The organism is Bacillus yunxiaonensis (assembly GCF_037104695.1).
In the GTDB taxonomy this organism is placed as follows: Bacteria; Bacillota; Bacilli; order Bacillales; family Bacillaceae_G; genus Bacillus_A; species Bacillus_A yunxiaonensis.
On record NZ_JBAWSV010000001.1, the window covers coordinates 444,570 to 469,961 of the forward strand.

Annotated in this window: 25 protein-coding genes; 9 read left to right on the forward strand and 16 right to left on the reverse strand. The window is 33.5% G+C overall.

Annotation, left to right across the window (positions count from 1 at the left end; all coding sequences use genetic code 11):
* Positions 1-129: 129 nt before the first annotated feature.
* The 3 genes from WAX78_RS02230 (at position 130) to WAX78_RS02240 (ending at position 2,429) form a co-directional block, all read left to right on the forward strand.
* On the forward strand, positions 130-576 hold the full coding sequence (locus WAX78_RS02230) for an NUDIX domain-containing protein (RefSeq protein ID WP_336480664.1): 447 nt from the start codon (positions 130-132) through the stop codon (positions 574-576).
* A gap of 224 nt (positions 577-800) precedes the next feature.
* Positions 801-1,994, forward strand: a complete 1,194-nt coding sequence (locus WAX78_RS02235; RefSeq protein WP_336480665.1) for an alpha/beta hydrolase — start codon at positions 801-803, stop codon at positions 1,992-1,994.
* 21 nt (positions 1,995-2,015) lie between these two features.
* Positions 2,016-2,429, forward strand: coding sequence for a DnaJ family domain-containing protein (locus WAX78_RS02240; RefSeq protein WP_336480666.1), 414 nt, complete (start codon positions 2,016-2,018; stop codon positions 2,427-2,429).
* A 785-nt stretch (positions 2,430-3,214) separates the two neighbouring features.
* Here the strand turns inward: WAX78_RS02240 and WAX78_RS02245 are convergent.
* Complete coding sequence (locus WAX78_RS02245; RefSeq protein ID WP_336480667.1) at positions 3,215-3,985, reverse strand: helix-turn-helix domain-containing protein; 771 nt, start codon at positions 3,983-3,985, stop codon at positions 3,215-3,217.
* 270 nt (positions 3,986-4,255) lie between these two features.
* Positions 4,256-4,969 carry an N-acetylmuramoyl-L-alanine amidase family protein gene (locus WAX78_RS02250; RefSeq protein ID WP_336480668.1) on the reverse strand — a complete coding sequence of 238 codons (714 nt, stop codon included), beginning with the start codon at positions 4,967-4,969 and terminating at the stop codon, positions 4,256-4,258.
* A gap of 593 nt (positions 4,970-5,562) precedes the next feature.
* Between WAX78_RS02250 and WAX78_RS02255 the strand changes: the two genes are divergently transcribed.
* Positions 5,563-6,246, forward strand: a complete 684-nt coding sequence (locus WAX78_RS02255) for a response regulator transcription factor (RefSeq protein WP_336480669.1) — start codon at positions 5,563-5,565, stop codon at positions 6,244-6,246.
* Positions 6,239-7,495: a sensor histidine kinase gene (locus WAX78_RS02260; RefSeq protein ID WP_336480670.1), complete on the forward strand. Its 1,257-nt coding sequence runs from the start codon at positions 6,239-6,241 to the stop codon at positions 7,493-7,495. The genes WAX78_RS02255 and WAX78_RS02260 overlap by 8 nt, the downstream gene beginning before the upstream one ends.
* A gap of 100 nt (positions 7,496-7,595) precedes the next feature.
* Here the strand turns inward: WAX78_RS02260 and WAX78_RS02265 are convergent, their stop codons facing one another.
* From WAX78_RS02265 to WAX78_RS02290, 6 genes are all read right to left on the reverse strand, one after another.
* The gene (locus tag WAX78_RS02265) at positions 7,596-8,516 is read right to left on the reverse strand and encodes an RnfABCDGE type electron transport complex subunit D (RefSeq protein ID WP_336480671.1); all 921 of its coding nucleotides are present in this window, start codon (positions 8,514-8,516) and stop codon (positions 7,596-7,598) included.
* Positions 8,503-9,432, reverse strand: a complete 930-nt coding sequence (locus tag WAX78_RS02270; protein ID WP_336480672.1) for an FAD:protein FMN transferase — start codon at positions 9,430-9,432, stop codon at positions 8,503-8,505. Before WAX78_RS02270 ends, WAX78_RS02265 begins: the two co-directional genes overlap by 14 nt.
* Complete coding sequence (locus tag WAX78_RS02275) at positions 9,425-9,931, reverse strand: FMN-binding protein (RefSeq protein WP_336480673.1); 507 nt, start codon at positions 9,929-9,931, stop codon at positions 9,425-9,427. The genes WAX78_RS02270 and WAX78_RS02275 overlap by 8 nt, the downstream gene beginning before the upstream one ends.
* Positions 9,932-10,422: 491 nt before the next feature.
* Positions 10,423-11,247: a DUF2785 domain-containing protein gene (locus WAX78_RS02280; RefSeq protein ID WP_336480674.1), complete on the reverse strand. Its 825-nt coding sequence runs from the start codon at positions 11,245-11,247 to the stop codon at positions 10,423-10,425.
* Between the two features lie 97 nt (positions 11,248-11,344).
* Complete coding sequence (locus WAX78_RS02285) at positions 11,345-13,060, reverse strand: S8 family peptidase (RefSeq protein ID WP_336480675.1); 1,716 nt, start codon at positions 13,058-13,060, stop codon at positions 11,345-11,347.
* Between the two features lie 404 nt (positions 13,061-13,464).
* Positions 13,465-14,667, reverse strand: coding sequence for an L-lactate MFS transporter (locus WAX78_RS02290; RefSeq protein ID WP_336480676.1), 1,203 nt, complete (start codon positions 14,665-14,667; stop codon positions 13,465-13,467).
* Positions 14,668-15,121: 454 nt separating this feature from the next.
* Between WAX78_RS02290 and WAX78_RS02295 the strand changes: the two genes are divergently transcribed.
* Positions 15,122-15,286, forward strand: coding sequence for a DUF4021 family protein (locus WAX78_RS02295; RefSeq protein WP_336480677.1), 165 nt, complete (start codon positions 15,122-15,124; stop codon positions 15,284-15,286).
* A 107-nt stretch (positions 15,287-15,393) separates the two neighbouring features.
* Here WAX78_RS02295 and WAX78_RS02300 read toward each other — a convergent pair whose 3' ends face one another.
* Positions 15,394-17,622 carry an MMPL family transporter gene (locus tag WAX78_RS02300; RefSeq protein ID WP_336480678.1) on the reverse strand — a complete coding sequence of 743 codons (2,229 nt, stop codon included), beginning with the start codon at positions 17,620-17,622 and terminating at the stop codon, positions 15,394-15,396.
* A 124-nt stretch (positions 17,623-17,746) separates the two neighbouring features.
* Here WAX78_RS02300 and WAX78_RS02305 point away from each other — a divergent pair, with 124 nt between their 5' ends.
* A complete protein-coding gene (locus WAX78_RS02305; RefSeq protein ID WP_336480679.1) occupies positions 17,747-18,364 on the forward strand; it encodes a TetR/AcrR family transcriptional regulator in 618 nt (205 codons plus the stop codon).
* A gap of 326 nt (positions 18,365-18,690) precedes the next feature.
* Here WAX78_RS02305 and WAX78_RS02310 read toward each other — a convergent pair whose 3' ends face one another.
* The 7 genes from WAX78_RS02310 to WAX78_RS02340 all read right to left on the reverse strand — a co-directional run bounded on the left by WAX78_RS02310 (position 18,691) and on the right by WAX78_RS02340 (position 24,694).
* Entirely contained in the window at positions 18,691-18,864 is a 174-nt protein-coding gene (locus WAX78_RS02310; protein ID WP_001025956.1) for a hypothetical protein, read from the reverse strand.
* A 110-nt stretch (positions 18,865-18,974) separates the two neighbouring features.
* The gene (locus WAX78_RS02315; RefSeq protein ID WP_336480682.1) at positions 18,975-20,192 is read right to left on the reverse strand and encodes an NAD(P)/FAD-dependent oxidoreductase; all 1,218 of its coding nucleotides are present in this window, start codon (positions 20,190-20,192) and stop codon (positions 18,975-18,977) included.
* A 483-nt stretch (positions 20,193-20,675) separates the two neighbouring features.
* Complete coding sequence (splB, locus tag WAX78_RS02320) at positions 20,676-21,704, reverse strand: spore photoproduct lyase (protein WP_336480683.1); 1,029 nt, start codon at positions 21,702-21,704, stop codon at positions 20,676-20,678.
* Entirely contained in the window at positions 21,701-21,964 is a 264-nt protein-coding gene (locus WAX78_RS02325; protein ID WP_253629593.1) for a transcriptional regulator SplA domain-containing protein, read from the reverse strand. Before WAX78_RS02325 ends, splB begins: the two co-directional genes overlap by 4 nt.
* A gap of 270 nt (positions 21,965-22,234) precedes the next feature.
* Positions 22,235-23,239: a serine hydrolase domain-containing protein gene (locus WAX78_RS02330; protein WP_336480684.1), complete on the reverse strand. Its 1,005-nt coding sequence runs from the start codon at positions 23,237-23,239 to the stop codon at positions 22,235-22,237.
* Between the two features lie 190 nt (positions 23,240-23,429).
* Positions 23,430-24,266: an adenosylmethionine decarboxylase gene (gene speD, locus WAX78_RS02335; RefSeq protein WP_336480685.1), complete on the reverse strand. Its 837-nt coding sequence runs from the start codon at positions 24,264-24,266 to the stop codon at positions 23,430-23,432.
* Positions 24,267-24,568: 302 nt separating this feature from the next.
* Positions 24,569-24,694 carry a hypothetical protein gene (locus WAX78_RS02340; RefSeq protein ID WP_255258154.1) on the reverse strand — a complete coding sequence of 42 codons (126 nt, stop codon included), beginning with the start codon at positions 24,692-24,694 and terminating at the stop codon, positions 24,569-24,571.
* Between the two features lie 202 nt (positions 24,695-24,896).
* Here WAX78_RS02340 and WAX78_RS02345 point away from each other — a divergent pair, with 202 nt between their 5' ends.
* Both WAX78_RS02345 and WAX78_RS02350 read left to right on the forward strand, forming a co-directional pair.
* Positions 24,897-25,049, forward strand: coding sequence for a hypothetical protein (locus WAX78_RS02345; protein ID WP_336480686.1), 153 nt, complete (start codon positions 24,897-24,899; stop codon positions 25,047-25,049).
* 5 nt (positions 25,050-25,054) lie between these two features.
* Complete coding sequence (locus tag WAX78_RS02350) at positions 25,055-25,378, forward strand: hypothetical protein (protein ID WP_336481340.1); 324 nt, start codon at positions 25,055-25,057, stop codon at positions 25,376-25,378.
* Positions 25,379-25,392: the final 14 nt, after the last annotated feature.

Genomic DNA, 25,392 nt, shown 5'->3' on the forward strand with positions numbered 1-25,392 from the left:
CATTTACCGTATTTTTACAGAATAAAACTAAATAGTTCTAAAGATACCTATCTATATTCAATCGGTAAAGGAATTTGCCTTCTTACATTAGAATTTAATATCTGATAAGTAAACAAGGAGGATAAAGAGATGCGAACTCAATTCCACCACATTGTAAGGGGTGTACTTATAAAAGATGGAAAGCTTTTGGTAGCACATTTTAAAGGGCATCATTCTTTTTTACCAGGAGGACATATTGAATTAGGTGAGTCAGTTGAAAATGCACTTATACGAGAATGGGAAGAAGAAATAGGTACAGATTGTTCAATCGAAAAATTCCTTGGTGTAATTGAAAATCAGTGGAAAGATGGAGACACACTACATTATGAAATTAATCATGTCTTTAAAGTTAACAGTGATAAACTAAACGCGGAAACACCTCCTAAATCTAGAGAATCTCATCTGGATTTTTATTGGATTGTACCTAATGAAGACAATTTGAAAAGATATAAAGTCATGCCGGATGCTGCCGTACAAACACTTATGAAAAAAAATCAAGAACATGACATAGAAACATGTTGGGTTAGTACACTTTAATTTCTTGGAACTGGATCTATGTTAAAAAAGGTGTTTTCACGTCTAGAAAACACCTTTTTAGTTTGTAAAGTTTTTATAGTCTAATACTTTATTCTATACGGTCTTAAATATAAAATTTGTTCACAAAATATACACTATACCCATAGTAAATAACCAGGAAACAATCAACTTGGTACTGAAATAAGTATTAAGTATTGAGTTGAAAAGAGAAAAGGAGGCAAAAAATGAAGAATCTAATGAGTCCAATTATGCATGATTTGGCGAAGCAATTAAATCAAGGAAATCCTTCTGCTGTTACATTGTTTTTAGAAAGTATAAAGAAACAAGAAACACCTATTGTGGAGACTTGTCCAATTGATGCTGAGTACCATCTTGTTACATATATTTGGTTAGGTGATGAACAAGCTGAAAATGCATATGTATTTGGCAGTTTTCCTGGTTGGGATATAGCGGCGAATGAAATGGATAAGCTTTCACATACAAACATATGGTTTAAAACGTTTCGAACAAAAGAAAAGTTTGCTTCGACGTATTATTTTTCGATTAATGATGACTTTGAACAAGATTGGGCAAAGCGAAGTGAAAACTATAAGCGTGATCCATTGAATTCTAAAATATTTGAGCATAAAGCAGGACCAATATCTGTTTTAGAGTTAGGCCTATCGTCACAAACTGACAAAACAAAGCAACAAACTCATATCCCAAAAGGAAAAGTAGAAACATATCAGTTTCATAGTTCTATATTGAAGAATGAACGACAACTTTGGATATATACTCCGCATAATTACTCACCTGAACAAGCTCCTTACGACCTTCTTATCATGTTTGATGGCAGTTCTATGCTGCGGACGTTATCAGCAGCTGCAACGCTAGATCACCTTATACATACAAAAGAAATTCCGTCGTGTATTCTAATTGGCATTGATCATGTAGATCGATTTACAGAACTCACATTTTATGAGGAAATGAATATGTTTTTAACAAAAGAACTATTTCCTTGGATTCAACAAAGATACCATGTTAATGCAAATCCATATCATACAACAATTGGTGGATTCAGTCTTGGTGGTTTAGCAGCTTTTTATGCGGCATTGGAATATCCAGATCTCTTCGGAAATGTTTTATCAATGTCTGGTTCTGTGCATTGGAAAAAAGACAATTACACAGGACCACACCCTTGGATCGAAAATCAATTTAAAAGAAGCAGCACATTACCACTACATATTTATATGAGCGCTGGGGAGCTGGAAAATAAACCATTGTTAGAAGCAAATAGGAGGTTATCACAAGTACTTAAAGAAAAAGAATATCAAATCACCTATGTTGAATTCCCTGGTGGTCACGATGAATTGTGGTGGCATAAACAGTTTGCTCATGGATTAGTATCCTTACAACAATTTAAAATACCCATGAAATAATAAAAAGGGAGGAGAAAACATATGAAAGATAGAGAAAAAGATTTAGATAAAGCATTAAAGAAACAAGAAATTTTAGTGAAAGATGAAAAAGTATGGTCATATACGTACGAAGATCATATTAGCTCTATTATTAAACGCGCTCAAAAAGAAGGCGTATTTGATGACTTAGTAGGCAAAGGAAAGCCGCTGCAAATTGATAAAAGTCTCTCTTATAATCCAGAAAAACAACTATATAAAACGATGAAAGATAATCATATATTACCGAGGTGGATTGAACTTTCGAAAGAAATTGATGCGTTAAAGGAAAAATTGCATACATGCATGGAGAAGGAAGAATTTGCTGCAATGGTTGAAATGATTAATAAAAAAATTTACGAACATAATTTAACTTGTCCATCATCAGCACAAAAAATGAAGATAAGTAAACTAAGTTAAAATCGTATAATCGATACTCTTTTTGAGAATAAACTTAGAAAGAGTATTACTAGTGCAAATATATCGGAATGAAGAGCGCAAAGTTATCTATCATAATGGAAAAAGCGGTATTTTACATTAATACGTCAAACAGAAAAGATAACAAATGCGCATTTTATAGAAAAGATTTTATCTAATAGAATACAAGTCATTTATTAAAATTCTTCCTAAAATAATAAGGGAGGATTTTTTTGTTCTATAAATACATTATGTTAACTAAGAGCGATTGAACTTAAGTGAAGAAAAAATAGGCCAGAGCTTAGGGGATTATAGAAGATTTTTATATAAAACACATTTCTGTATATATTTAGAAAATAAGATATCAATATCGAATGTAAAATAAAAAAACCAGCCAGAAAATAAACTGTTAAGTGCAATAAAAATATAAATTATGGCTCTGATCATTTAATAAGAAATTTCTCCGGCTGTGTGTGAAGGATTTTGCCGAATGAAATCATTGTGGCTTGTTTGAGATTATGGAATTTCGAAGCTTATTTAAACATGCTATAAATCGTTTTAAAAATCTCCGTTTCGTCTCAAAATATATAGTTTACTTGGTTTTAGAGATATGAAACTCCTTTCATTTCACGACTTCCTATAATTTATATTATGTCAACTAGAAAAAATAAATTAACTTAATTTAAGTAAGTTCTATATTTGATTCCTCCCTATTTTTATCTTCTTGTTGCAAATAAAAAATCAGTTAGTGTGCTTGTTTAAAGTTTGTACACTAACTGAAAGATAATTTATTTTTTCAGTTGAAAAATTTCATATTTCCTTTGTAAGAATAATTCTTTGTCTTTATAAATCCATTCTGCAAAATGTTGAATTTCGTTTTTGCCACTTAAGTATATACGATACTGTTTTTCTTTGTTAATAAACTTAGGTTTGTAGTTCTGATCGGTTAGCACTTCTTTTAAAGAATTCATAAAAAGATATGAGCCGCTAACAAAACTTACAAAATATTTTTTAGGATTAACATGTCCATCTCCATCAAAGTATCCTCTAATAAAATGATGTAAGTATTCTTCTGGAACATGCGGGAATTGTACATCATATGATTTGCAAGGAGTAATACCGTGTAAACCTATTAGGTCATTTTTCATGATTTTGCTATTTAAGTTCAACATATATACACCGGTATTTTTGTTTTTATATAATGGATGGCTTGAATTTATTTCTTTTTTCATATCTTCTAAAATCTCTTTTTCTTTTTGAGAAATACTAACTGTATGACTGTTTTTTGCTATTACACCGTCAGCAACGAAAAAACCTAAAATATATGCCATGTTATTAGACCAAGTTTTAAAGTAATCTTCATTTAAATCATATTTACGTTTCCAACTTCCACGCGCTCTCTTTTCAACGTTGTTATCTGTTAGGACCATGCGAACGTATCTAGAAGAAACATTAGCTAAGTTTGCGATATCTGATGTGCTAGAACCTTCTAAGTATAACTTAATTATTTCGGCCTTTTCCAACATGCATTTAGACTTTCTTTTTCCCTGTCTACACATTAGGAATATCCCCTTTCAACAGATATAAAAATTGAGTATATCTTCTTCTATATCATATCGAAAGAACGAATGTTCTGTCTATCGCTATTAAAAAGATAATCAATAAAATAAAGACTTTAGCAACTAAAAAAAGATGCTAAAGTCTTTATTTTTTACTTAAATATAAATTCTAGTATAAATGGATATGATTCTTTCACTCTATAGCCTGTCCAGACAAACAAAAAATAGGTTGCAGTAAGCAATGCAACCTATTTTTTGTTTATTATAAAATTATCCAATCCAAACACCGTTATTATTGAATTGATACCATTTGTTATCAATTAATGCCCAACCAGTTCTCATATAACCTGAATAAGAGTCAAGATAGTACCAGCTTCCACCAAGGTATAACCAGCCTTTGTGTTGAGCCCCATTGTTGTTATAATAATACCAGGAACCGTATTCTTGTATCCAACCTGTTTGCATAGCCCCTGAATTTTTATCGAAGTAGTAATATACGTTGTTTATAGACACTCTTCCTGTTTCCATTATTCCGAAAGAATCAAGGTAATACCACTTTCCGCCGTTATTTAGCCAACCTGTTTGCTGTACCCCGCTATTATCTGAGTAATACCAATGATTATTTTCTTTTATCCAGCCTGTTTGCAGTGCACCGGTGTTTTTATCAAAATAGTACCATTTTTTAACTCCTGTGTTTTTATCTTTGATTGCCGTCCAGCCAGTTTGCATAATACCGCTATAGTCATATAGATAATACCACTTTCCGCCGCTATTTAGCCAACCCGTTACTCTATTACCATTTTTGTCATAGTAATACCAATATCCGCGTTCTTGTACCCATCCTGGCTTTTGGCTAGCAATACTTACATTTGTAGGTTTAGAAGCATTAGCAGTATTTTGAGTTGCCTTAGTCTCCTCCGCATGAGCAACAGCTGGAATTAATAGTGTAGTAGAAAGTAAACAAGTAATAATTTTCTTTTTCATCATTTTTCTCCTTCCAAAAATTTGATAACGTATATAATTTTACCAATTTTATAGAGTAATTTAAATGTTTTTATTGAAATATTTCTATTAAAATATATTTTGTTTTAAGAATTGTACATTTAATTTACACGTAAAAAAGACACACTTATAACTTGTAGATTACATCGATGTGTATTGTATGTTTAATTTTATGATAAACCTGCATATATATTAGAATCACTAATAATTGAATTTACTAGCTTTTGTACATTAAATTCTTTTTTCTGTTGAAAAATTTCGTATTCTATTCATAAAAATAATTCTTTGTCTTCGTATGTAATTTATAAGGGTTTACTTTTAATCTACCTTGTTCTAAATTAGTGTTATTCTTTTCGTTCATAATTGCTAATAGATCTATGGCTGAAATTTCGTCTAAATTTATTGTTTTTTATTGCGAGTTTCAGTAGTTAAATTTTCTAGCATACTATCACCCTTCTTACTTGTTTGAAATCGATGACTTTATTGTGAACTGACTGTTTCCTTTATACATTGGTACATGATTCCTATATAATAAGGGATATATGATTAAAAACTTAACGGAATGGATGGAAATAATGAAGATTTTAATAATTGAAGATGATCAGCCTCTTTTAGAAGGAGTTATGGCAGTTTTACAAGAAGAAGGATATGAAATTGATTGCGCTGTAGCTGGTGATGAAGGATTATTCATGGCCAAGCAAAATATTTATGATGCTATTATTTTAGATATTATGCTTCCAGAAATGAATGGATTTGAAATTGTGAAAGAAGTACGTGCTGCTTCCGTTAAGACCCCTATTCTTCTTCTTACTGCTAAAGATAGTGTAGAAGACCGTGTAAAAGGCTTAGATGTTGGCGCAGATGATTATTTGATTAAACCGTTTGCAGTACCAGAGCTGCTCGCAAGAATACGCGTACTTTTACGAGAAAAAGGTACGATCGGAGAACAGAATTTTTCCTATGGTCCTATCCAATTACACATACAAGAACACGATGGGTATATAGACGGCAATAAATTATATTTGACGACTAAGGAATATGAACTACTTGAATATTTTATACGAAATAAAGAACAAATCTTAATCCGTGATCAAATTTTCAGCCGTATTTGGGGGTTAGATTCTGACGTAGGGCTCGGTGTTGTAGATGTATATGTGCATCACCTGAGAAAAAAATTAAACGCATTTCATGATGAATCGTTTATTCATACCGTACGTGGTGTCGGCTTTATATTCAAAGGAAATGACCAAGATGTTTAAAAAAACAAAGATGCAACTTGTTACCTTAAATACGGTTGTTTTTTCATTGATTTTATGTGTATTCGGTGTTGTTTTGTATGTATACATGAATCATTTTATTTATACGGAGATTGATTCAAAACTTGCTAGCGTGTCTGAAGAAATACAGCAAGAAGGCATGAAACATGTTTTGAAAGAACATGAATCCAAACGAGAATCAGAACGGAAAACTGTGTACTTAGTTTGGGATGAAAACGGGCATTTCATAAAAAGTATACCTGAAAATGCTGTCTTTTCTAACGATATTAATGATTTCTCCCCTTCTCGATTTCAGGACAACAAACTATGGACACAAACAATCAATAAGCATAGTTATCGTATCCTTAAATTTGAACCACCATCCCGTTATTTGGAGGATATTGGGATGAAATCGGCTCATACGGTTGAGATTGTCTTAAATATAGATTCTGAGGTGACTATACTGCAAAACTTGCTCATGTTGACTATAGGAGGCTGCTTTGCGGGGGTAATTATTTCTTTCTTTATAGGATGGTTTTTAGCAAATCGTTCACTTGTGCCGATTCAAAAATCTTGGGAAAAACAAACTCAGTTTGCAGCGGATGCCTCCCACGAACTTCGAACACCGTTGTCTGTTATCCAGACACACTTAGAATTATTATTCCGTCATCCGCAATATACAATTGAACAAGAAAGCATGACAATTTATAAAGTACTGCAAGAAGTAAAGAGAATGAATAAACTTGTATCAGATCTGCTGACTCTCGCAAAAACGGATTCGAATCAGCTACTTATTCAAAAGAAGGAGTTTGCAATAGGTGAGTTAGTCAGTACAATTATTCATCAATTTGAACCAATTGCAGAGCTGCAATATATTACAATCACTGAAGATGTCGACAAGCAACTCATGTATAAAGGAGATAAAGAACGGATACATCAGTTGCTCGTTATTTTGATGGATAATGCTATGAAATACAATGTTAAGAATGGACAAATTAAAGTTTCATGCAACAAGGATGGGAATTTTGCCACTATCATAATAGAAGATACAGGTATTGGTATTTCAAGTGAAGAACTGCCTCATATCTTTGACCGCTTCTATCGTAGTGATAAGAGCAGAACGCGTTCTGAAGGCGGGACAGGTTTAGGTCTGTCCATAGCTAAGTGGATTACGGACGCTCATAATGGAGAAATAAAAATACGGAGTGAATGGCATAAAGGGACATGTGTTACCATTAAATTTCCGATATAACTAATAAAGGGTGTCAAAAGGACCTACTTCCTATAAATTGACACCCTTTATTGATATAGAACTGAGTATTTTAAAATACGGATATGATCAGCTTGTAAGCTTAAATAGCTGGTGAAGCTGATGATGCACGTGTTGTTTTTTTGTTTTTAGAAATTTTTAATGCTTTCCATCCATTTGCAATCAATATGCCTACTAATAGAAAAATTAACCCTCCAAACATCATATAAGAAACTATACTTGCTATTGCTGTAATAATCCCGAATATAACTTGATCTTTATACTTTCCTAGAGAAGTAGGTGGATCAGTAAGCATAAAGAATGCTAAGAATAAGGTTGAATTTATATAAGGGATCCTTAGCATATCTCCCACATTTGCAGTTCCTGTAATTCCTATAATCAAAAGGATAAGAAAATAAACACCTAAAAATGAAAAAACTTGTGGAAATTTATTTACTTTCTGTGTTACAAAAAATCCTGTGATACATACAAACATAATGCACCAAGTAGGAAGCATAGATAGTCCCCCCCACCAACTCTGTCCGCTTGAAAACAAAACAGCTGTAACAATTAATCCGAAGGCAGCAGGATTAAATATAGGTTTTTTCTTAACTGTAAATAGATGTTTCGATACAATTGCAATCGCTGCCGTTAATGCTGAAATATACGAGGAAACCATTGGACTTAATACGAGTGCGACAATCAGGCCTGTTATAGCAGCTCCATCAGGAAATGTGAGTTTTCGTTTTTTTAGCACAGCAATTAAAGTATCTATGAACATTGCAGTTGTAGCTGAAATTCCCACATGAACAAGACCAGTATAATTGGTCATATTTACCTGAGCTATTAACATTAATAAAAACAGCATAACTAAGACGAGTCTTTTAGGAGTCATAAAGGGTTTATGGCTTCGCTTTTGTTGTCGGCTTTCTCTTGTTTCGTCCACGATCAAATATCCTTTTGGTGTACGAATATATTTTTGCCCCGTCCCGCTCATTACGTTTACTTTTTTATCCACGTTCATACAAATATTCCTCCATTCCTTGTGTCATATTTATGTCTAAAGAGGATGTAATCCATATACCTTCAAGATCAACATTTTTCAGCAGTGTAGCTCCTTCTTTTCTGCCTAATAGAAAAGCTGCTGTTGAAAAAGCATCTGCCATCATTGCAAAGGGCGCAATTACAGTGCAGCTTACGATATTAGACTGAGACGTTCCTAAATGTGGGTGTATGAGATGATGCTCATTCATATGAACAGGACTCTTTCGTTCATAGCTGCCAGAAGTGCAAACCGCCTGATTGGTTAGCTGAACTTTACAAATTGTTTTTTCCTTTTGGAAAGGATGTTGAATACCAATGACCCATGGTTCTCCCCTTTCATTCGTACCACTAGCAAAAAGATCTCCACCGGCATCGATGACAAAGCCTTCAAAATCGCGTAGTTCTTGAACAGCTAAGTCAACTGCCAAGCCTTTTGCAACAGCACCTAAATCTAACAACAGCGGTTTTTTCAGCAAAATAGTCTGTTTTTCTTCATCTAGAATCACATCTTGATAATTTGCAGGAACTACCGTAGATGAAACAAGTTCTTCACCTGTTAAATAGTGACGGTTAAATCCGTACTCCTCAAGCGTATGCCCTAATGTTAGATCGAATGTTCCTTGCGTTAAATCAGCTACTTGCCAAGCAAAGCGAACAGCCCCAAAAAGAATATGACTGACTTGAATTGCTTTACCACTTTGAGTGCATAGACGTCGAAGTTCACTCTGATGATTGAAACGGCTGCATACTTTTTCTACAGCGTAAAATGCTTGAAATGCCTTTTCCACTTTTTCTTTTATATATCTCTCTGTGTGTGATGTGACTACTTTGATATGGATAATTGTTCCCATGTAAAGGGCGGATTGTTCATATGTTTTTCTTATTCGATTATGCATTTCCTGTCACACTTCCTGTATTTTGTGTTTTATAAGATACATTGGCCTGCTTTGCCTGTAATAAAGCATTCTGAACTGCTTCTTGAAAATCTTCCGTACTTCTTGTTGCGCCGGAAACTACATCTACATCTGCACTTTGTCGATCCACGACTTGTTGAGGCAAGTCGTCAATGTAAGATTGAGAATAAGAAGTGGTGCAATCTGTAATTTGTACAGATGTAATTTTATCTTTTTGAATTGTAACTGCTACAGCTACTGAACCGATGTGATTTGCACCCTGACCATTATATGTCCCATCTTTATAAGTACTTTTAACCTTTTTAGTTGTTATATCGGAAGTGCTAGAAGGTGCCTTAGGTTGCGGTGTAGATTCCGTTATATTTTGGGAAGGTTGTTCAACTTCTGCTTTTGGAGATTCCGTAGTAATATATCCAGCTGTATAAATCATTCCTACAGCAACTGTACATAACGTAATCATTTTGTTTCCCATTTTAGCCATATTCATGACCTCCTGCATCATTAAATGTATTTGAATATCTATTTTGCATTTTACAGGGCTATTTTTAAAAAAGTATTAAAAACCTATTTATTAGTAACAATATCGCTTCGATTCTCAAATTATAATTTGCCTCTCTTGTTTCCTCTTTTACCGTATGTATGGTATCTATATACAAGTTCAAAATTTTAAACGCAAGGCTGTTATGTTCTTATCACATCTTCTGATAAAAAATAACAGCCTTTTCCCAACTGAATATTGAGAAAAGGCTGTTATTTTTTAGATTATCCTTCTTGGTAAAATCTGAAGAATTGAGTTATCTATCAATAGTGTACTGGCTTTTTCATTTGTACGTAACTGTTAAACTTTTACCCCGGTGTGATTCTTTATTATAAAATTCTAAATCGCTTATTTTATTTTCTCTAATTGAGTTACTGTAAATTCATATTGAGAAACTGTATATGTGAACAATGCGTCCAAAGGTCCATATATACTTAAAATCTCTTCAATTCTCTTAAAGTCTCCAGTACAGAAATTGTAAACGCAGAATTTTCCTCATGCTCTAAAGTTCGGAAATACAAGCTTCTTAAGAATGATTTAATGTTTTGTACTAAGATATCATTTTGAGGAGCTGGCGCTGCCTCAATTACTGTAAAGCTGTGAAGCCAATTTTCCCATTCCTCTTGGGACAGGATACTTTGGTTTCGTAAAGACATTACTGCAGTCACTAATCTTTCATCCTCAAAGTTTATGTACAAGTAATCATGTAGACGAACCTTATGACGAACAGCAGCAAGTATTGCATGATTGAACTCGCGATTCCGTATAGTACGCGCTAGAGCACTTAGGGCATCTGCAACATGCGCTGTGGAATGTGCCCAACCTTTTCCTTCTACATACCCTCTTACATCCTGTTCAAGATACGCGTACTCAAGAACTTGTTCTGCGACGCTATACAGCTGTTCTTCAGACAAGAACGGTTCTTTTTCATGAACGGATAAAATAAGTGGCGGGATTAAAATAGAGAAAGCACGCTTAAAAACAGAGTCTGTTCCCTTTTCATCGATTTGGTAAAACAAATAATCAGGACTTAGAGCTTGCAGCAGTAGTCCGCGTAGTTCTTTTTGTCTAAATATCCCACTTGTAATCCAGCGTTCTAGCGTACTGTAAATTAGTTCATCACGCAGTTCAGCATCAGGTGATCCAATATAGTCAAGCATCCATTGTGCATATGGATATGCGTCCACATCATCTGGGACGGCGTAATTGTTATTTTTGATATGTTGTAGCTCTTGTTTCAATTCGTATTGGTCCATCATAATATTTTTTGTCCTTTCATACAGTGTTTATATTTTATTTTTTAAACATTACTTTATATTTTTCTTAAAGGGCTGAAACGTTTGCACCATCATCAAGTTATAAATTCATAGCCTTGTATAAAAATTGTGCGAACTGTTCACGTGTTACAATCATTTTCGGTTCGAACTTACCCTCACCTGTACCAGCTGAAATACCATTTGACTGTAATGCGCTAATCGCTTCATTTGCCCAAGAATTAGGATTTACATCGTTAAAATTTTGCTGACCTTTATTTTTTAATTTGAATGCGTTAGTAAGTACTTGCGCCATTTCCTCACGTGTTAAGGAATCTTTTGGTCTAAAATTTTCGTGTTCATCCCCATTGAAAACATTCATCTCTGTGAGAGCTAAAACTTCATTTAGAAACATTGTAGAATTTTCATTTAAATCACGGTACGGATTAGGGTACTCTCCCTTTGGAGATATTTCTAATGCACGATAAATAAGAGCCGCTACTTGTTCACGTGTAACTGGATCACCCATACCAAACCTGCTATTACCATATCCAGATACAATTTTTTTGTTTACTAGATCCATAATTGCTGGATAAGCCCAGTGGGTAGTTGGTACATCAGAAAATATTTGGGAATTCGTCTTTGAGTCTTGATCTTGAAATGCTGAAAAATTGACTAATCCGTATCCGTATAATGGATCCCTGCCTTTTACCCCTAAGTCTTCAACATATTTTTGAAGCTCTGTTCGAAGCTCATAGTTGGACATATTAGGGTTTTTTTCTTTTAGTAAAGCGAGCATCGCCGCAACATGTGGTGATGCTTGTGATGTACCATTAAATTTACCGTAGTATCCATCTAAATATGTACTTATTATATTGTTCCCAGGAGCGGTAAACTCTACTTCTGGCCCATGTGAAGAAAAAGAAGCAATATTTTTGTTTTCATCTATGGCAGACACTGCAATAACACTATCAAACTTTGCAGGATAATTCACTGCCTCACCATCATTTCCTGCAGCAGCAACTAAAAGAATACCTTCTTTATTCGCTTTGTCTACCATGTCATGCAACGCTTGCGAGTTAAATGTAGTTGCTAAACTTAGATTAATAATATCCATATGGTTTGTAATTGACCAATCAATTCCTTTTAATACATCATCCAAATTCCCCCGCCCAGTTCCGTCTAAGGATTTTACAGCAAAAAGACGGACGTCAGGAGCAATTCCTACAATTCCTACGCCATTATGTTTAGCTCCTATAATCCCTGCAACATGTGTACCATGTCCATTATCATCTGTATAAGAAGGTGTGTAATCAACAGTCGAAGTACCTCCTTCGATAAATAAATCAGGATGAGGATAAATCCCAGTATCTATTACTGCAACCTTTACTCCCTTTCCAGTAATTCCTTGTTTAAATGATTTCGCATATGGATCTACTGTTTGGAAGTTCCAAAGACTCTCTTCAAAAGGAATAGAGTCTGCTGTTTTTACCATTGCTTTAACATCTTCTTTTCCCGTAATTGTAAATGTCACATTAGGTTCAACGTAAGCAATATTGGGATCATTTTTTAGTTCGTGAATATTATTTGTTGTTAATGTGGCAGACACTGCAGGAACTGTCTTGAATTCATGATCAACTTTTATGCTGTCTTCTAATACTCTTTCCTTTCCAGTGTTGTTTTTATATACTACGACTACTTCTTGCTTCGTTTCTGTTGACTCATTTGCTTGAGCTGTTGTAGAGATAAACAGATTTGAAAGCAGTGATAGAGATAGTACAGGAACAAATACTTTGCTATAAATCTTTTTCTGTTTCATAGAACCTTCCTCTTTCAACGATTATTATAATATTGTAGGTGTTATAAATGTCAATCTATTAAAATAATAATATATTTCAATAGATTTTAATATATAGATTTAGACGAAAGGTACAAGAAACTTTAAAAATTTAAGGTCAAAATGAAACTGATTCGGCCCTATCCCTATTTGAAGACTTAAAAGATAATTAAAATAAAATGTGTAGATGCCATTATCAATGAATTAGCTGATGCAAATTCTGAAAGTATGTGAATTGACACTAATCAAATTTAAAAAATCATATATATTTATAAATACGAATAAAGAAGAGGGATTTACTTTTCATTAGAAAAGCAAATCCCTCTTCTTTTGTCTTTAAATTTTAAATGAGTCTTTTCTTTAGAATGTAATAAAAATTAATATGCTTACGCTGCTCCACGATCAATCTTTTGTTTTTCCTTTTGCCAATTAGGTGATCGAATCAAAATAGAGATGATAAATGACACAATACACAAAGCGCCAATTACCATAAAAGTTGGCTTAAATCCACCTAGAAGTGCTCCAATAAAGGCACCTGCAAGTGCTCCGAAACCAAAACCTTGATACACGATTCCGTAGTTTTTACTATGATTTTTTAGACCAAAGAAATCACCAACAATGGCTGGAAAAATAGTGATATTTCCACCAAAACAAAAAGCAACGCTTGCTACACAGGCGAAATAGATACCATAATTTAAGTTCAGAAAACTGAGAACAAAAACAGACATAGCTATAATAACAAAAGTTGCCGAAACAATTTTTAAACGGCCGATTTTATCTGACAACGGCCCCAAAATGATTCGGCCAACCGTATTAAAGATCGCAACCATAGCGACAGCATTGGCTGCCGTTGCCGCGCTAAGTCCTACGAGTTGAACACCAATATCCTTTACCATGCCAATTAAATATAAGCCACTCATACATGATGTAAATAGCATGATAAATAACAGATAAACTTCTTTTGTACGTAGCATTTCCCTTGTTGTATAGTCATGAGTCGTTGTTTCATGAACTGTATCCTGCTCTGCGGCTTGATGTATAAAACACGCGCCTATCACTACCATAACTGCAACAATTAGGCCCCAATATAAAAACGCTTGTGATACGCCAACTGAATCAATTAGCTTTGCATTAATGTATTTAAAAATTAGGCTACCCGTTCCATATGCGGAGACAGATATACCAGCAATTAAGCCTTTACGCTCTGGAAACCACTTTATTAAATTAGAAAGTGAAGTGATATAGGCTGTACCATCTGCGTAACCCACAACAACACCAGCTAGTAAATAAAGCATTGGTAATGAGGAAACCTGCGAGCTAAGCATTAAGCCCATTCCTAGGGCTAATCCAGCTATCATAATGAGTTTGCGAAGTCCCCATTTCTCTTGTAATTTACTCGCAAACAAAGTTGAAAATGATAAAGAAAAGCTAGTGATTGAGAAGGTTATAGCAACAGCGTGAAGATCCCAGCCAAATTTACTCACTAAAGGCTGATTGAATAAGCTCCATGTATAAATCGTTCCAAGGCCCATTTGTATAATGATTGTACCGAGGACGACAAGCCATGGATTAACAGATGAATGTTTCATATCATCCTTCCCTCTCTTTTTTTACTTCAATTCTTTTCAATGATTGTCTAACGATGTTTATTATAACCACAATGCTACGCGAGATACGGATATTGAAATAAAAATTAATACAGAGTATTATTTTTTATATAAAAATGACTTTATTGTTCTTTCGCATCAAAAAGACACTTCATTGATAAGTGTCTTTTTGATGTTTAGATATATACGATTTTATTGCAGAAGACAAGGTATCTTCTAATATAAATACTTTTACTGATATGGTGAGGCCTAAATACACATCTAAATTAAAATCTTGCTTTATCATCTTACATATTTTCTAGAAAAGATAACATACTATTACATTAATAGCTCAAATAATTGTTCATTCAATTGACAGATAATACATTTGTTTATCTGCCAAACTCTTTCATACGTTTTTTATTTTTAAAAAAATTTAGTGTTTGGAGGTATAAAAATGAATTTTCCACATTCTAAAAAAGAAAAGAGTAACAACTCAAAAAACTTAAATTCTGAGACTACAATAACTGGACTTCAACCAGTAGAACAAGCAATGAATGGATTGTACGGAATGCCTGAAACTGATATAGAAGACAAAGAACACCCCGAAACGAAAATTTGAAAAATAATTAGTATTTAGATACTACTTTTATTTTGTATACATATTTTATTTCTAATAAAAAACCAAGGAAAATGAATTTTCCTTGGTTTTTTAAATTTATAATATTCTCAAGCATTTACTTTTGTTCTCTCTTTTTTCTTCCAAAGTTTACCTGGCCAAAATGCGAATCGTCCTAGAACCACTGTAATGGCAGGGACAAGAAGTGGTCTTACAATGAATGTATCTAGTAGTACTCCTATTGCTGTAACAATACCAAATTGAACAAGTACTTGGATTGGTAGTGTAGCTAAAACCGCAAACGTTCCTGCTAAGATTAAACCAGCAGACGTAATAACACTACCTGTTTGAACCACCCCGTTTTTGACTGCTTCAAGGTGTGGCTGGCTTCTTTTGTTTTTCCATATTTCGGAAACCATAAATATGTTATAGTCCTCTCCTAATGCTACCAAGAACACAAATGCATATAGAGGAATCGCTCCTTGTATTGCAGGAGCATCCATACCATAGTGAAGTAGCAACCACCCTGCTCCTAATGCAGAGAAGAATGATAATACCACTGTTACAATTAAGTAGATCATCGCCACAACAGAACGTAAATAAACAAGTAATAATAATGCAATAATACCAATCATAACAGGAATAATCACATTTTGATCACGTTCAGTTGTTTGTTTCGTATCGTATAATGTAGCCGTTTCTCCTCCAATCCATATGTAATTATTAGCATCACTTATTTCAGCACTTTTCATTACCTGTTCTAAACTTTTTCTTAACTCGGGGATTTTATTTATCCCCTCAATAGAATACGGATTATCTTTTATTGAAACTTCAAACATTTGTAATTGATTATTCCGTTTTCCTTGCACTGGTTCTGTTACTTGATCTACAAAAGAAAGTTTTGTTAATTCTTCTTTGACAGATACATCTTTTCCTTTTGTATCAACAACAATTTGTACAGGTGCTAACTCACCAGGTGAAAAATGATCAGAGATTAAATCAAATCCTTCACGTGAAGGCATATCTTTTGGAAATGATTCTAATAAATCATACGTATATTGGACACGTGGAACAAATGAAGCCAACCCAACTAATAAGAATAGTGTTAACAGGATAATTGTCCATGGTTTACGAATAACAAGATCTCCAAGTTTTTTACTTAAGAACCCTTTCGATTCCTTTAACTTAATTGTTTTCTTTTTTTTCTTAGCATAGTCTTCATTCATTTCTTTTGTTCTTGGAATGAATGGGAAAAATGCTACTCTCCCAAAAATAGCTAGTAATGCGGGTAAAAGCGTCAATGAGGCAACCCCCATTAGGAACACAGCAACACTAAATGGTACTGCAAATCTATAGAAAGAACCAATATGAGCAAGTAAAAGGGTACCTAATCCAACTACTACTGTAAGAGCACTCATGATAATTGCCCCACCCGATTCTTTGATAGCAAGTTGCAGAGCTTTAAATTTATTTTGTTCTACTAATAAAAACTCTCTATATCTTGAAATAAGAAATAAACAATAATCAGTACCAGCTCCAAATAAAAGTACAGTCATAATTGAAATTCCTTGTGCATCAGCAGTAATCCATCCTTTATCTGCTAAAAATCCTAAAGTTGGACTAATTACCCCATAAGCAAACCCAACTACAATTAAAGGTAAGATTCCTAAAAGTGGTGAGCGATACAGAAGAATAAGTAAAACTAAAACAAGTAGCACTGTTGCAACAAGTAATTTTACATCAGCCTGACTGAATAAGCTTACTGCATCAGTCTGAATACCAACTGGCCCTGAGAGACGAACATGCAGACCAGAATCAGAAATTTTTCTTTTAAAAGGATCCTCTGCCAAAGTATCCTTTATAACACGCTGCAATTCATTCATATTCTCTTGAAGAATATCTGTCCCTGCTGTTGTGTTAAAAAATACAGGAGTTACTAGAGACGTACCATCTTCTGAAACACTCTTTGCTAATGTTTGCTGTGGTATTGTATCAAATGGCGGTAACATGGATTGACCTTTTAATGGTGTGTTTTTAAGCTGTTTGTAAGTATCTTGAATTGCCTTAAAGTCATTCGCTTCTAAACCCTTGTCTCTATGCCAAACGATAAGCGCGGGGTTTCCAGCATCATTAGGAAACTCCTGTTTAATTAAACGATTAGCTTGTTGTGACATAGCGTTTTCAGGAAGATTTGGAGCCGTCTCATCTTCAACTGTATTAACTGCTGGCCATGTAAATGATAAAACCAAGGTTAATAAGACCCATACCAAAAGAGTAATCCACCTTGCTTTTGGTCCCCCAACCAATTGTCCCCAAGTATATAGAGGATGTTTTTTCATAAATATCCCCCTTTCTAACTAAATCTTTCCATTAATTATATATACTAGTTGGTTAATTAATCAAGAACTATTATATGAATATGCTATAATACTTTTAACTTTGAAAAGTCAGGAGCGAATAGAATTGGAACACAAACAACGTCCCTTGGGAAGACCACGTCAAAATAAAAATACTATATCTACAAAAGATAAAATTGTAAACATTGCTACAAATTTATTTTTAAATAAAGGATATCAAATTGTTTCTATGGATGATGTTGCTAAAGAATGTGATGTGACAAAGGCAACCGTTTACTATTATTATGCTACTAAGGCTGATCTTTTTACTGATGCAATGGTTCAAATGATGGTTCGAATTAGAGAAAATATGTATACGATTCTTTCAACAAATAAGCCTCTTAAAGAGCGCTTACTTGATGTTGCAAAAATCCATTTAACGGCTACAATGGACATTGATATAAAAAGCTTTATGAGGGATGCAAAGATTTCCCTGTCGGATAAGCACTTAAAACAAATGCAAGATGCAGAAGATAAAATGTATGAAGTATTGGCACAAACCATAGATAAAGCGATACAAGAAGGGGAGATCCCTAAAAGGCACACGCTTTTAAGTGCTCACGCCTTTGTTGCTTTACTATACGTTGGAGACTACAAAGATGTTGATCAAAAGCCCCTTATCCCTGATATAGAAGATTTAGCACAACAAATTGTTGATTTTTATTGGAACGGATTAAGTAAGTAATTATGATTGCTTCTTAATTATTTTTTCTACAATACTCTCTTTTATATATTTTAAAAAGAGTGCCTTACATTTTGGATTCACTTCAAATTGACTAACGCTTCATAAAAAGTGGACAAAGCGGGTATATTGGGCTTTTTTAATATTTCTTTGGCAGTCGGTAACCTTTGAAAGGAACGAGCCCATTCCTTTAACCTGGATAACAAAATCCTTTTTGTATACATATGTAGCTAATTTTTAGATTACTTTAATAAAATAAACAAAATTAAAAGTTAATAAACACTTTCAATATTAAAAAGGCAAGCATCAAAAGATGCTTGCCCTATCTTCTAACGACGATGTTCTACAAGATCAATTACACCTAAAACAACGTGAGCTAAACCAAATCCAAATACTGTATTTGCAATCATCTTATTTGACCCACGAGTTTGCTTAAGAGCATAACCCGCGGCTGTAACTGCTGTACCTAGTGTAGTTGGAATTAATCCTTCACGAATATTCATAGTAACGTCCTCCCAGTATCGCAGTTAGTAATTATGATTTAATACTTTGAAATTAAAGTATTAAATCATGTATTAGTATTTTCCTGCTATGTGGAAAATATGTGGAGCTACTATTTATTTAATTTCGGTCTAGACTGCAAGTATAAATTTAAATTAGGACTAGAACCTTTTATAATTACATCTCGGATAATTTTAGAAAGTACCATACTATAAACTAACCCATTATCACCATACGCATAGATAAAATAACAATTAGGAAATTCTTCATACATTCCGATTATAGGTAAACCATCATGAGTACCACCATAAAAGGCACTTAAATAAAATTCAGGTTTAACTGTAATATTAGGAAAGAGCTTATTGAATTCATGTAATAGCTTTTCTTTATTATGGATTAATTTTGAATCTCTCTCTTCAGCAATGTTTGTATCTTCATCTAGACCACCTATAATAATTCGATTATCTGCTGTAGTTCGCATGTATATATATGGTCTAGCGGTTTCCCATATGAGAGTGCGTTTATGCCAAGATGAAAAATCTTCAACAGGGGTAGTGACAATTGCATACGAGCTAATTAGCGTAGCATTCTTTTCTTTTTTAAATTCTAATCCTTCATAACCTGCAGCTACGATTACTTTCTTGGCAGTAACGGAATTACCACTTTTGGTATAAAAAGTAGCGAAGTCTTTTTCTAATTTTTTCCCAACAATCTCAGTATCTTCATAAATCTGTACTCCTTGATTAGAAGCTTGCTTTAATAAACCATGTGTAAATTTATAGGGATTTATTTCACCATCTTCATATGTATAAAGGGCAGCACGTTTTTTAAATGGATATTTCTGTCCAATTTGTTTTTCTGATAACCAATCTGCTTTAAAACCATGCTTTTGTAAGTAATAAAGCTCTTTTTCTAATTTCCTAATATCCTCTTCATAGCTTGCAAAATATAAACTATCACGTCGCATAAAATCAGAATCAAAAGGTAATTTTTGATTTGCAAATTCAATATCATTAATTGCTTCTTCACATAATTTCATATGTTTTACTGTATACTCTTCCCCAAATGTATTAACAAGCTCAAAAAACATTTTATCACCCAAATATTGTATGAGCGCTGTATTGGTTAGGTTACTGCCATGTCCAACCTTCCGTTTATCAACTACAACCACACTTAAATCCGAATCACATAAATAGTATGCTGATTGAGCCCCTGAGCTGCCAGCACCTATTATTAAAACATCACAAATTATATCTTTTTCTAAACAAGGATAAGAAGGTGGATTGGGAAAAGTTGTGTTCCAATATAATTTCCCTGTCTGTAAATCCATTATTATTACACCACCCTATATAAAATAATTACATCCTCATTTTTATTTCCAAACTAATTCAAATATATACTGTGTCTTTAAAAATTCGGTTTATAATTTTATTAAAGGTTATTTCGTACTAATATAACTAACTAGATATACCTAACATATATTCTTTAACAAACAAATGAATTTCATCTTTAATCTGAAAATTTATATAAAAACATCATCACTTTTATATCCTTCAACAAAAAGGACAGCATTATAGATGCAGTTTCTCTTAGTTTGAAATATAGACATTAACGATATTTGTAAATTTACAAAAAAGGGATTGTCCCAAAAGTTAGTTTCACTAACTTTTGGAAATCACCCTTTTATATAAAAAATTGCTTTAACCTCTTGTAAGTAATCGACGGAGTTAAATTGAGGTACATTTAATGTGGTGTTATAAACTAGTGTTTATTTCTAACACCTATATATTGTTGTAACAGACTTGGTATTCTTCTATGTGAAATATTCTAATTTTGCATTGGGAAAGAACTTCTCCATATAAGAATAAAGATAATTCTTTATATCTTCTTCTTCTTCTTTTTGATAAATGTATTTTCCAATTCCGTATTTTCCCCATTTATATCTTCTTTTCTCTTCATCTAATTCCAATTTTGTCATTGGATAATTTTTTTCAATCACTCTCTTAGCAGGTTTTGTAAAACGATGTTGAATAAATTCAAACGTGATATCATCACGTGCATCAGGGGGTAATTCAGCATCAAGACGCTCAAACATCTGATAGTATCCATCTTTCCAACCTTCATGAAGATAAATAGGAGCAACAATGAATCCGAGGGGATATCCTGCTCTTGCTACTTTTCCAGCTGCCTCAATCCTTTTAGCTAGTGGAGAAGTTCCTGGCTCAAAATTTTTAATAACATAATCAGCGTTTACACTAAACCGAAATCTTGTTTTTCCATTATGCTTTGCATCAAGTAAATGATCTACATGATGAAATTTTGTAACAAACCTCAATTTTCCATGCTCGGATTCTCCAAAATGCTCAATTGCGCGTTTGAGGGTATGAGTCAAATGATCAATTCCCACAATATCGGATGTACAGGAGGCTTCAAACCTTGTCAGTTCAGGTGCACGTGCCTCTATATATTTGTCAGCAGCTTCTAGAATTTCGTCGACATTTACATAGGTACGGATATATGGCTTACTTCCCATTGTTGTTTGTAAATAGCAATAATGACAATGGCCCATACAGCCTGTTGCGAACGGAATAGCATACTCTGCTGAAGGCTTTGAGGTATCAAATTTTAGTGTTTTTCTAACGCCCACGACAAGAGTAGATTTTGCTACCCGATACTTTTGAAAATCGTTTTCTCCTGGGAGATCTCTCACTTGATTATGAGAAGTAGTATGCCGAATTTCAACATCCGTCTTTGCAAATTTTTCATGAAGCTCTCTCCCTAATGGATAATCCAGTGCTTTGGGTTCAAAGTATACAAGTTTAGGCATGAATGGATTATTCATTCTAGCATCCCTTCTGAAGCATCCCCATAATAGTAGTTGTAAGCTTGGTTTGCCTCTTCTTCTGTAGAATAAACAGCCATTTCATGTGAAAGTGGATAATAAGTTTCATAAAGAAACAATGCTAATTCATTAGGAGTATTAGGGTTATTTACAACAGCTGCGGCTTGTACATTTGCTACATCCTGAGTGTGGGGATTACGATAAAAAACATAGACAATATCTCCAGCATGATAAGTTTTGCTTTCGTTAGACAATTCCATTCGATCACCTTTTTTATAAAATTTACTGCATAAAGCTTTTCATTAATAAAATTTTCCCTTTAAGGTTTAGAATTATGTCATCTTTATTATGGAAAAATTAAATGGAGTTAATTAAATTATGGCCATTACGAGACAAAAAACCTATAAAAAAGTATTAAATTGATAAACCGGTTCCTTTACGTACAGGGGACTGGTTAAAAATTGTGTCCAAACGTACAATTTTCTTTTTTTTGATATGGTGCCCCCTATAGTAACAGTTTGTATGACCATTTAGTGAGCAAATGTATCGGCAACTATATTGCTGAATTCTCGTAAGTAGTAAAGGTAATTCTCTCCTCCGTAGTTATATCTTTTGTTATACATCTTTGCGACAACGACATTATATTCAGGAATTACTAAAATTGTCGGCCCTGTCACACCTAATATTTGATAAGATCCTTCTGGAACTCTTTCGCCTATTTCACTTTGCAGTGCTGGTGTACGTTGAACATACCAAAATAATCCGTTTTGCGGTAAATCTTTATTTTTATAATGAGGACTTTGTATTTGTGTTGCCAATTCAATGACTTCTTTCGGTACGATTTGTTTTCCATTCATATATCCTTTATTTAGGTGAAGGTTTCCCCAATAAGCAAATTCTCTAGCAGAGACAAAAAGATTCGTTTCTGTTCCATCATCTGATAGCCCTATCTTACATACAGCTTCTTCATTTGGATTTATAACTACTTTTACTAAATCTTCATGATCTTCTGTTTGCCAGGCTGTTTCTTTAAACTCTGAAGGTATAAAAACTCGTTCGCTCAGCAATTTTGGAAAACTCTTATTATATAATTTATAAATTAGATGTGTCATCATTTCGATGTTAACGCCTCTATAAGCCCATTCTTCTCCTGGTTCAAACTCTCGATACATGATTCCGTTCTCACTTATATGTAAACCGTGAGAATGTGTTACTAAATGTCTTAAAGTTGTCTTACCAAGTAAAATTTTATCATATTCTTCAAAGTAATCTACAGCATAATCGTCAAGACTTCTAATTTTCCCCTCATAAAGTGCGTAGGCAATCGCGAGCCCTAAATAACTTTTTCTTGCAGAAGCAACATTAAATTGTGAAGTTGCTGTAATAGGAGGACTATTTTTTATATTAGAATGAGTTCCGCTATAGTGCTCCAATACAACTTTATTGTCTTTCATAATAAAAAGTGCTGCTGCGGAGCTATGGTTTCGTTCTTTTATATGTTCTACCCATAAAATTATTTGCTCGTATTTTTTCATTTTTTATCCCTTTCCTTATTGGATATATACCAAATTTCAATTTCGACAAAAAATGAAAAACACCTTTCTTTAAATGCTATACTTAAACAGCAAAAAAAACAGGAGATTGTTTCCTGATTTTTTGCGTACGTATTATTTTTTTGATTTTCTTTAGTAACTGAAGTTTCTAAAAGAAATTCTGCTTTTGGTATTATTCGCTTGAATCTTCTTCAATTGAGCCATGATTCATATTTTTCCCATAAAATATTTCATCCATTTCCAATTTTAATTTCTTTGTAATTTCCTCTTGTTCGTTTATAGATAATGTTTCCTGTGTATATCCAAACAAATAGTTGTTTAGGTTAAATTTTTTTAGTTTGCATTTCGTATGAAAAATATGTTCTTGATATACGTTAACATCAATCATATCATACAATTTTTTTACATTATCTGGGATGTAATTTTGGATGGAGTTTATTTCGTGGTCAATAAATAACTTGTTACCTGTTATATCTCTTGTAAATCCACGAACTCGATAATCAATGGTCATAATATCCGTATCAAATGAATGAATTAAATAATTTAATGCTTTAAGAGGCGAGATTTCTCCGCATGTAGACACATCAATATCTGCTCTAAAAGTACTGATTCCTTCATCAGGATGATATTCGGGATACGTATGAACCGTGATATGGCTCTTATCTAACTGCATGACGACCGATCCAGGAAGAGGACCAGGTGATTCGTTAAATGACTCAGTTGGAACTTCTACAATTGGGCCTTCTGAAACTAAAATTGTTACACTAGCTCCTTGTGGAACATAGTCTTGTTTGGCTACATTTAATACGTGTGCACCTATAATGTCAGATACGTTTTTTAAAATTTTTGTTAATCTATCTGCGTTATATTGTTCATCTATGTATTCTATATAAGCTTCTCGTTCTTCTCTTGTTTTTGTGTAGCAAATATCATACATATTAAAACTTAATGATTTTGTAAGATTATTAAATCCATGCAATTGAATACGCTGCTCTGGTGTTAGTTTCATGGTGCAACTCTCCCTCTTTTTTATATTCAATAATGATGTATACATCCTTCATGAAATATAGTTCCATCCTATAATTTTTTAATGCATATTTTGTTTATTTAGAATCACTTGTAATCCTTCTTACTATGTCTTAATGGGTTGTGTATTCTTTTTCTTTATGTTTTTAATTGTTTTTTCATTTTTACCAAAATACGGTAAATGAAATTCGCTCTTTTTTAAAGAAGTATGACTGGATTTTTGTTATATGAAAAAGCTTGGATCTAATTGAATCCAAGCTTTTCAATATCTAATAGTTCAAAACATTATTTATTTAAATCTTTTTTCGTTACTTCGCTTCTAATATTTACATCTTTGGAGAATTCAGTATCGTTTTTTAAATTATTAGGATATTTATTTTTACGTTCTCGGTTATCATTTCGGTTCGTCATAAATAATCCTCCTTTTTTTAAGTTTGTATCTATTTTGTACGAAAGGAACAATTTGATACAAACTTAAATTGTTCCTTTCTTTCTAGGTAAATACACTATGAATTGATGAGATTCACAACTCTTGTTTCCACTTTTTGTGAACTTTCTTTTAGGCAAAATACATACTTGTTAGCACATACTATTCTTATTGGAGGTGACAATCATGGGACACAATCAAGACCCTTTCACAACAAAGAAACGTACTGCCAATGGACAATACGATAAGGAAGCACACAGCATCGACAGTCATGGGAATTATGTACCTAACACTCCAACAAATGATGCTGTACTTCGTGCTGAAAGACCAAAAAAATGACTACCATGAGGGATGAGATATTAGAATTAGTACCGGGTCCAGTAAAGAAGCTACTCCAGAAAGAAGTTCAAGATGGAAACCGATGTCTCATTGATTTAGTTGTCGATGATGCAAATACTTATGAATTTGAAACGGAACAAGTAACCCCTTGCATTATGGCAGCTTATTATGTTTACGAATCCACGGCTTATCCTAGTGAAATGGAAGAAGCTTGGAAGTTGAACTTAGTTTTTCACGCAGCCAGCCGTTCAGCGATGAAGCTTCTGTCTTACGGTAAGTATAAAGCGGAACGATCTGAGAGTGGATGGATGAGGTATAGTAATTCATGAAATGTGGATTTACG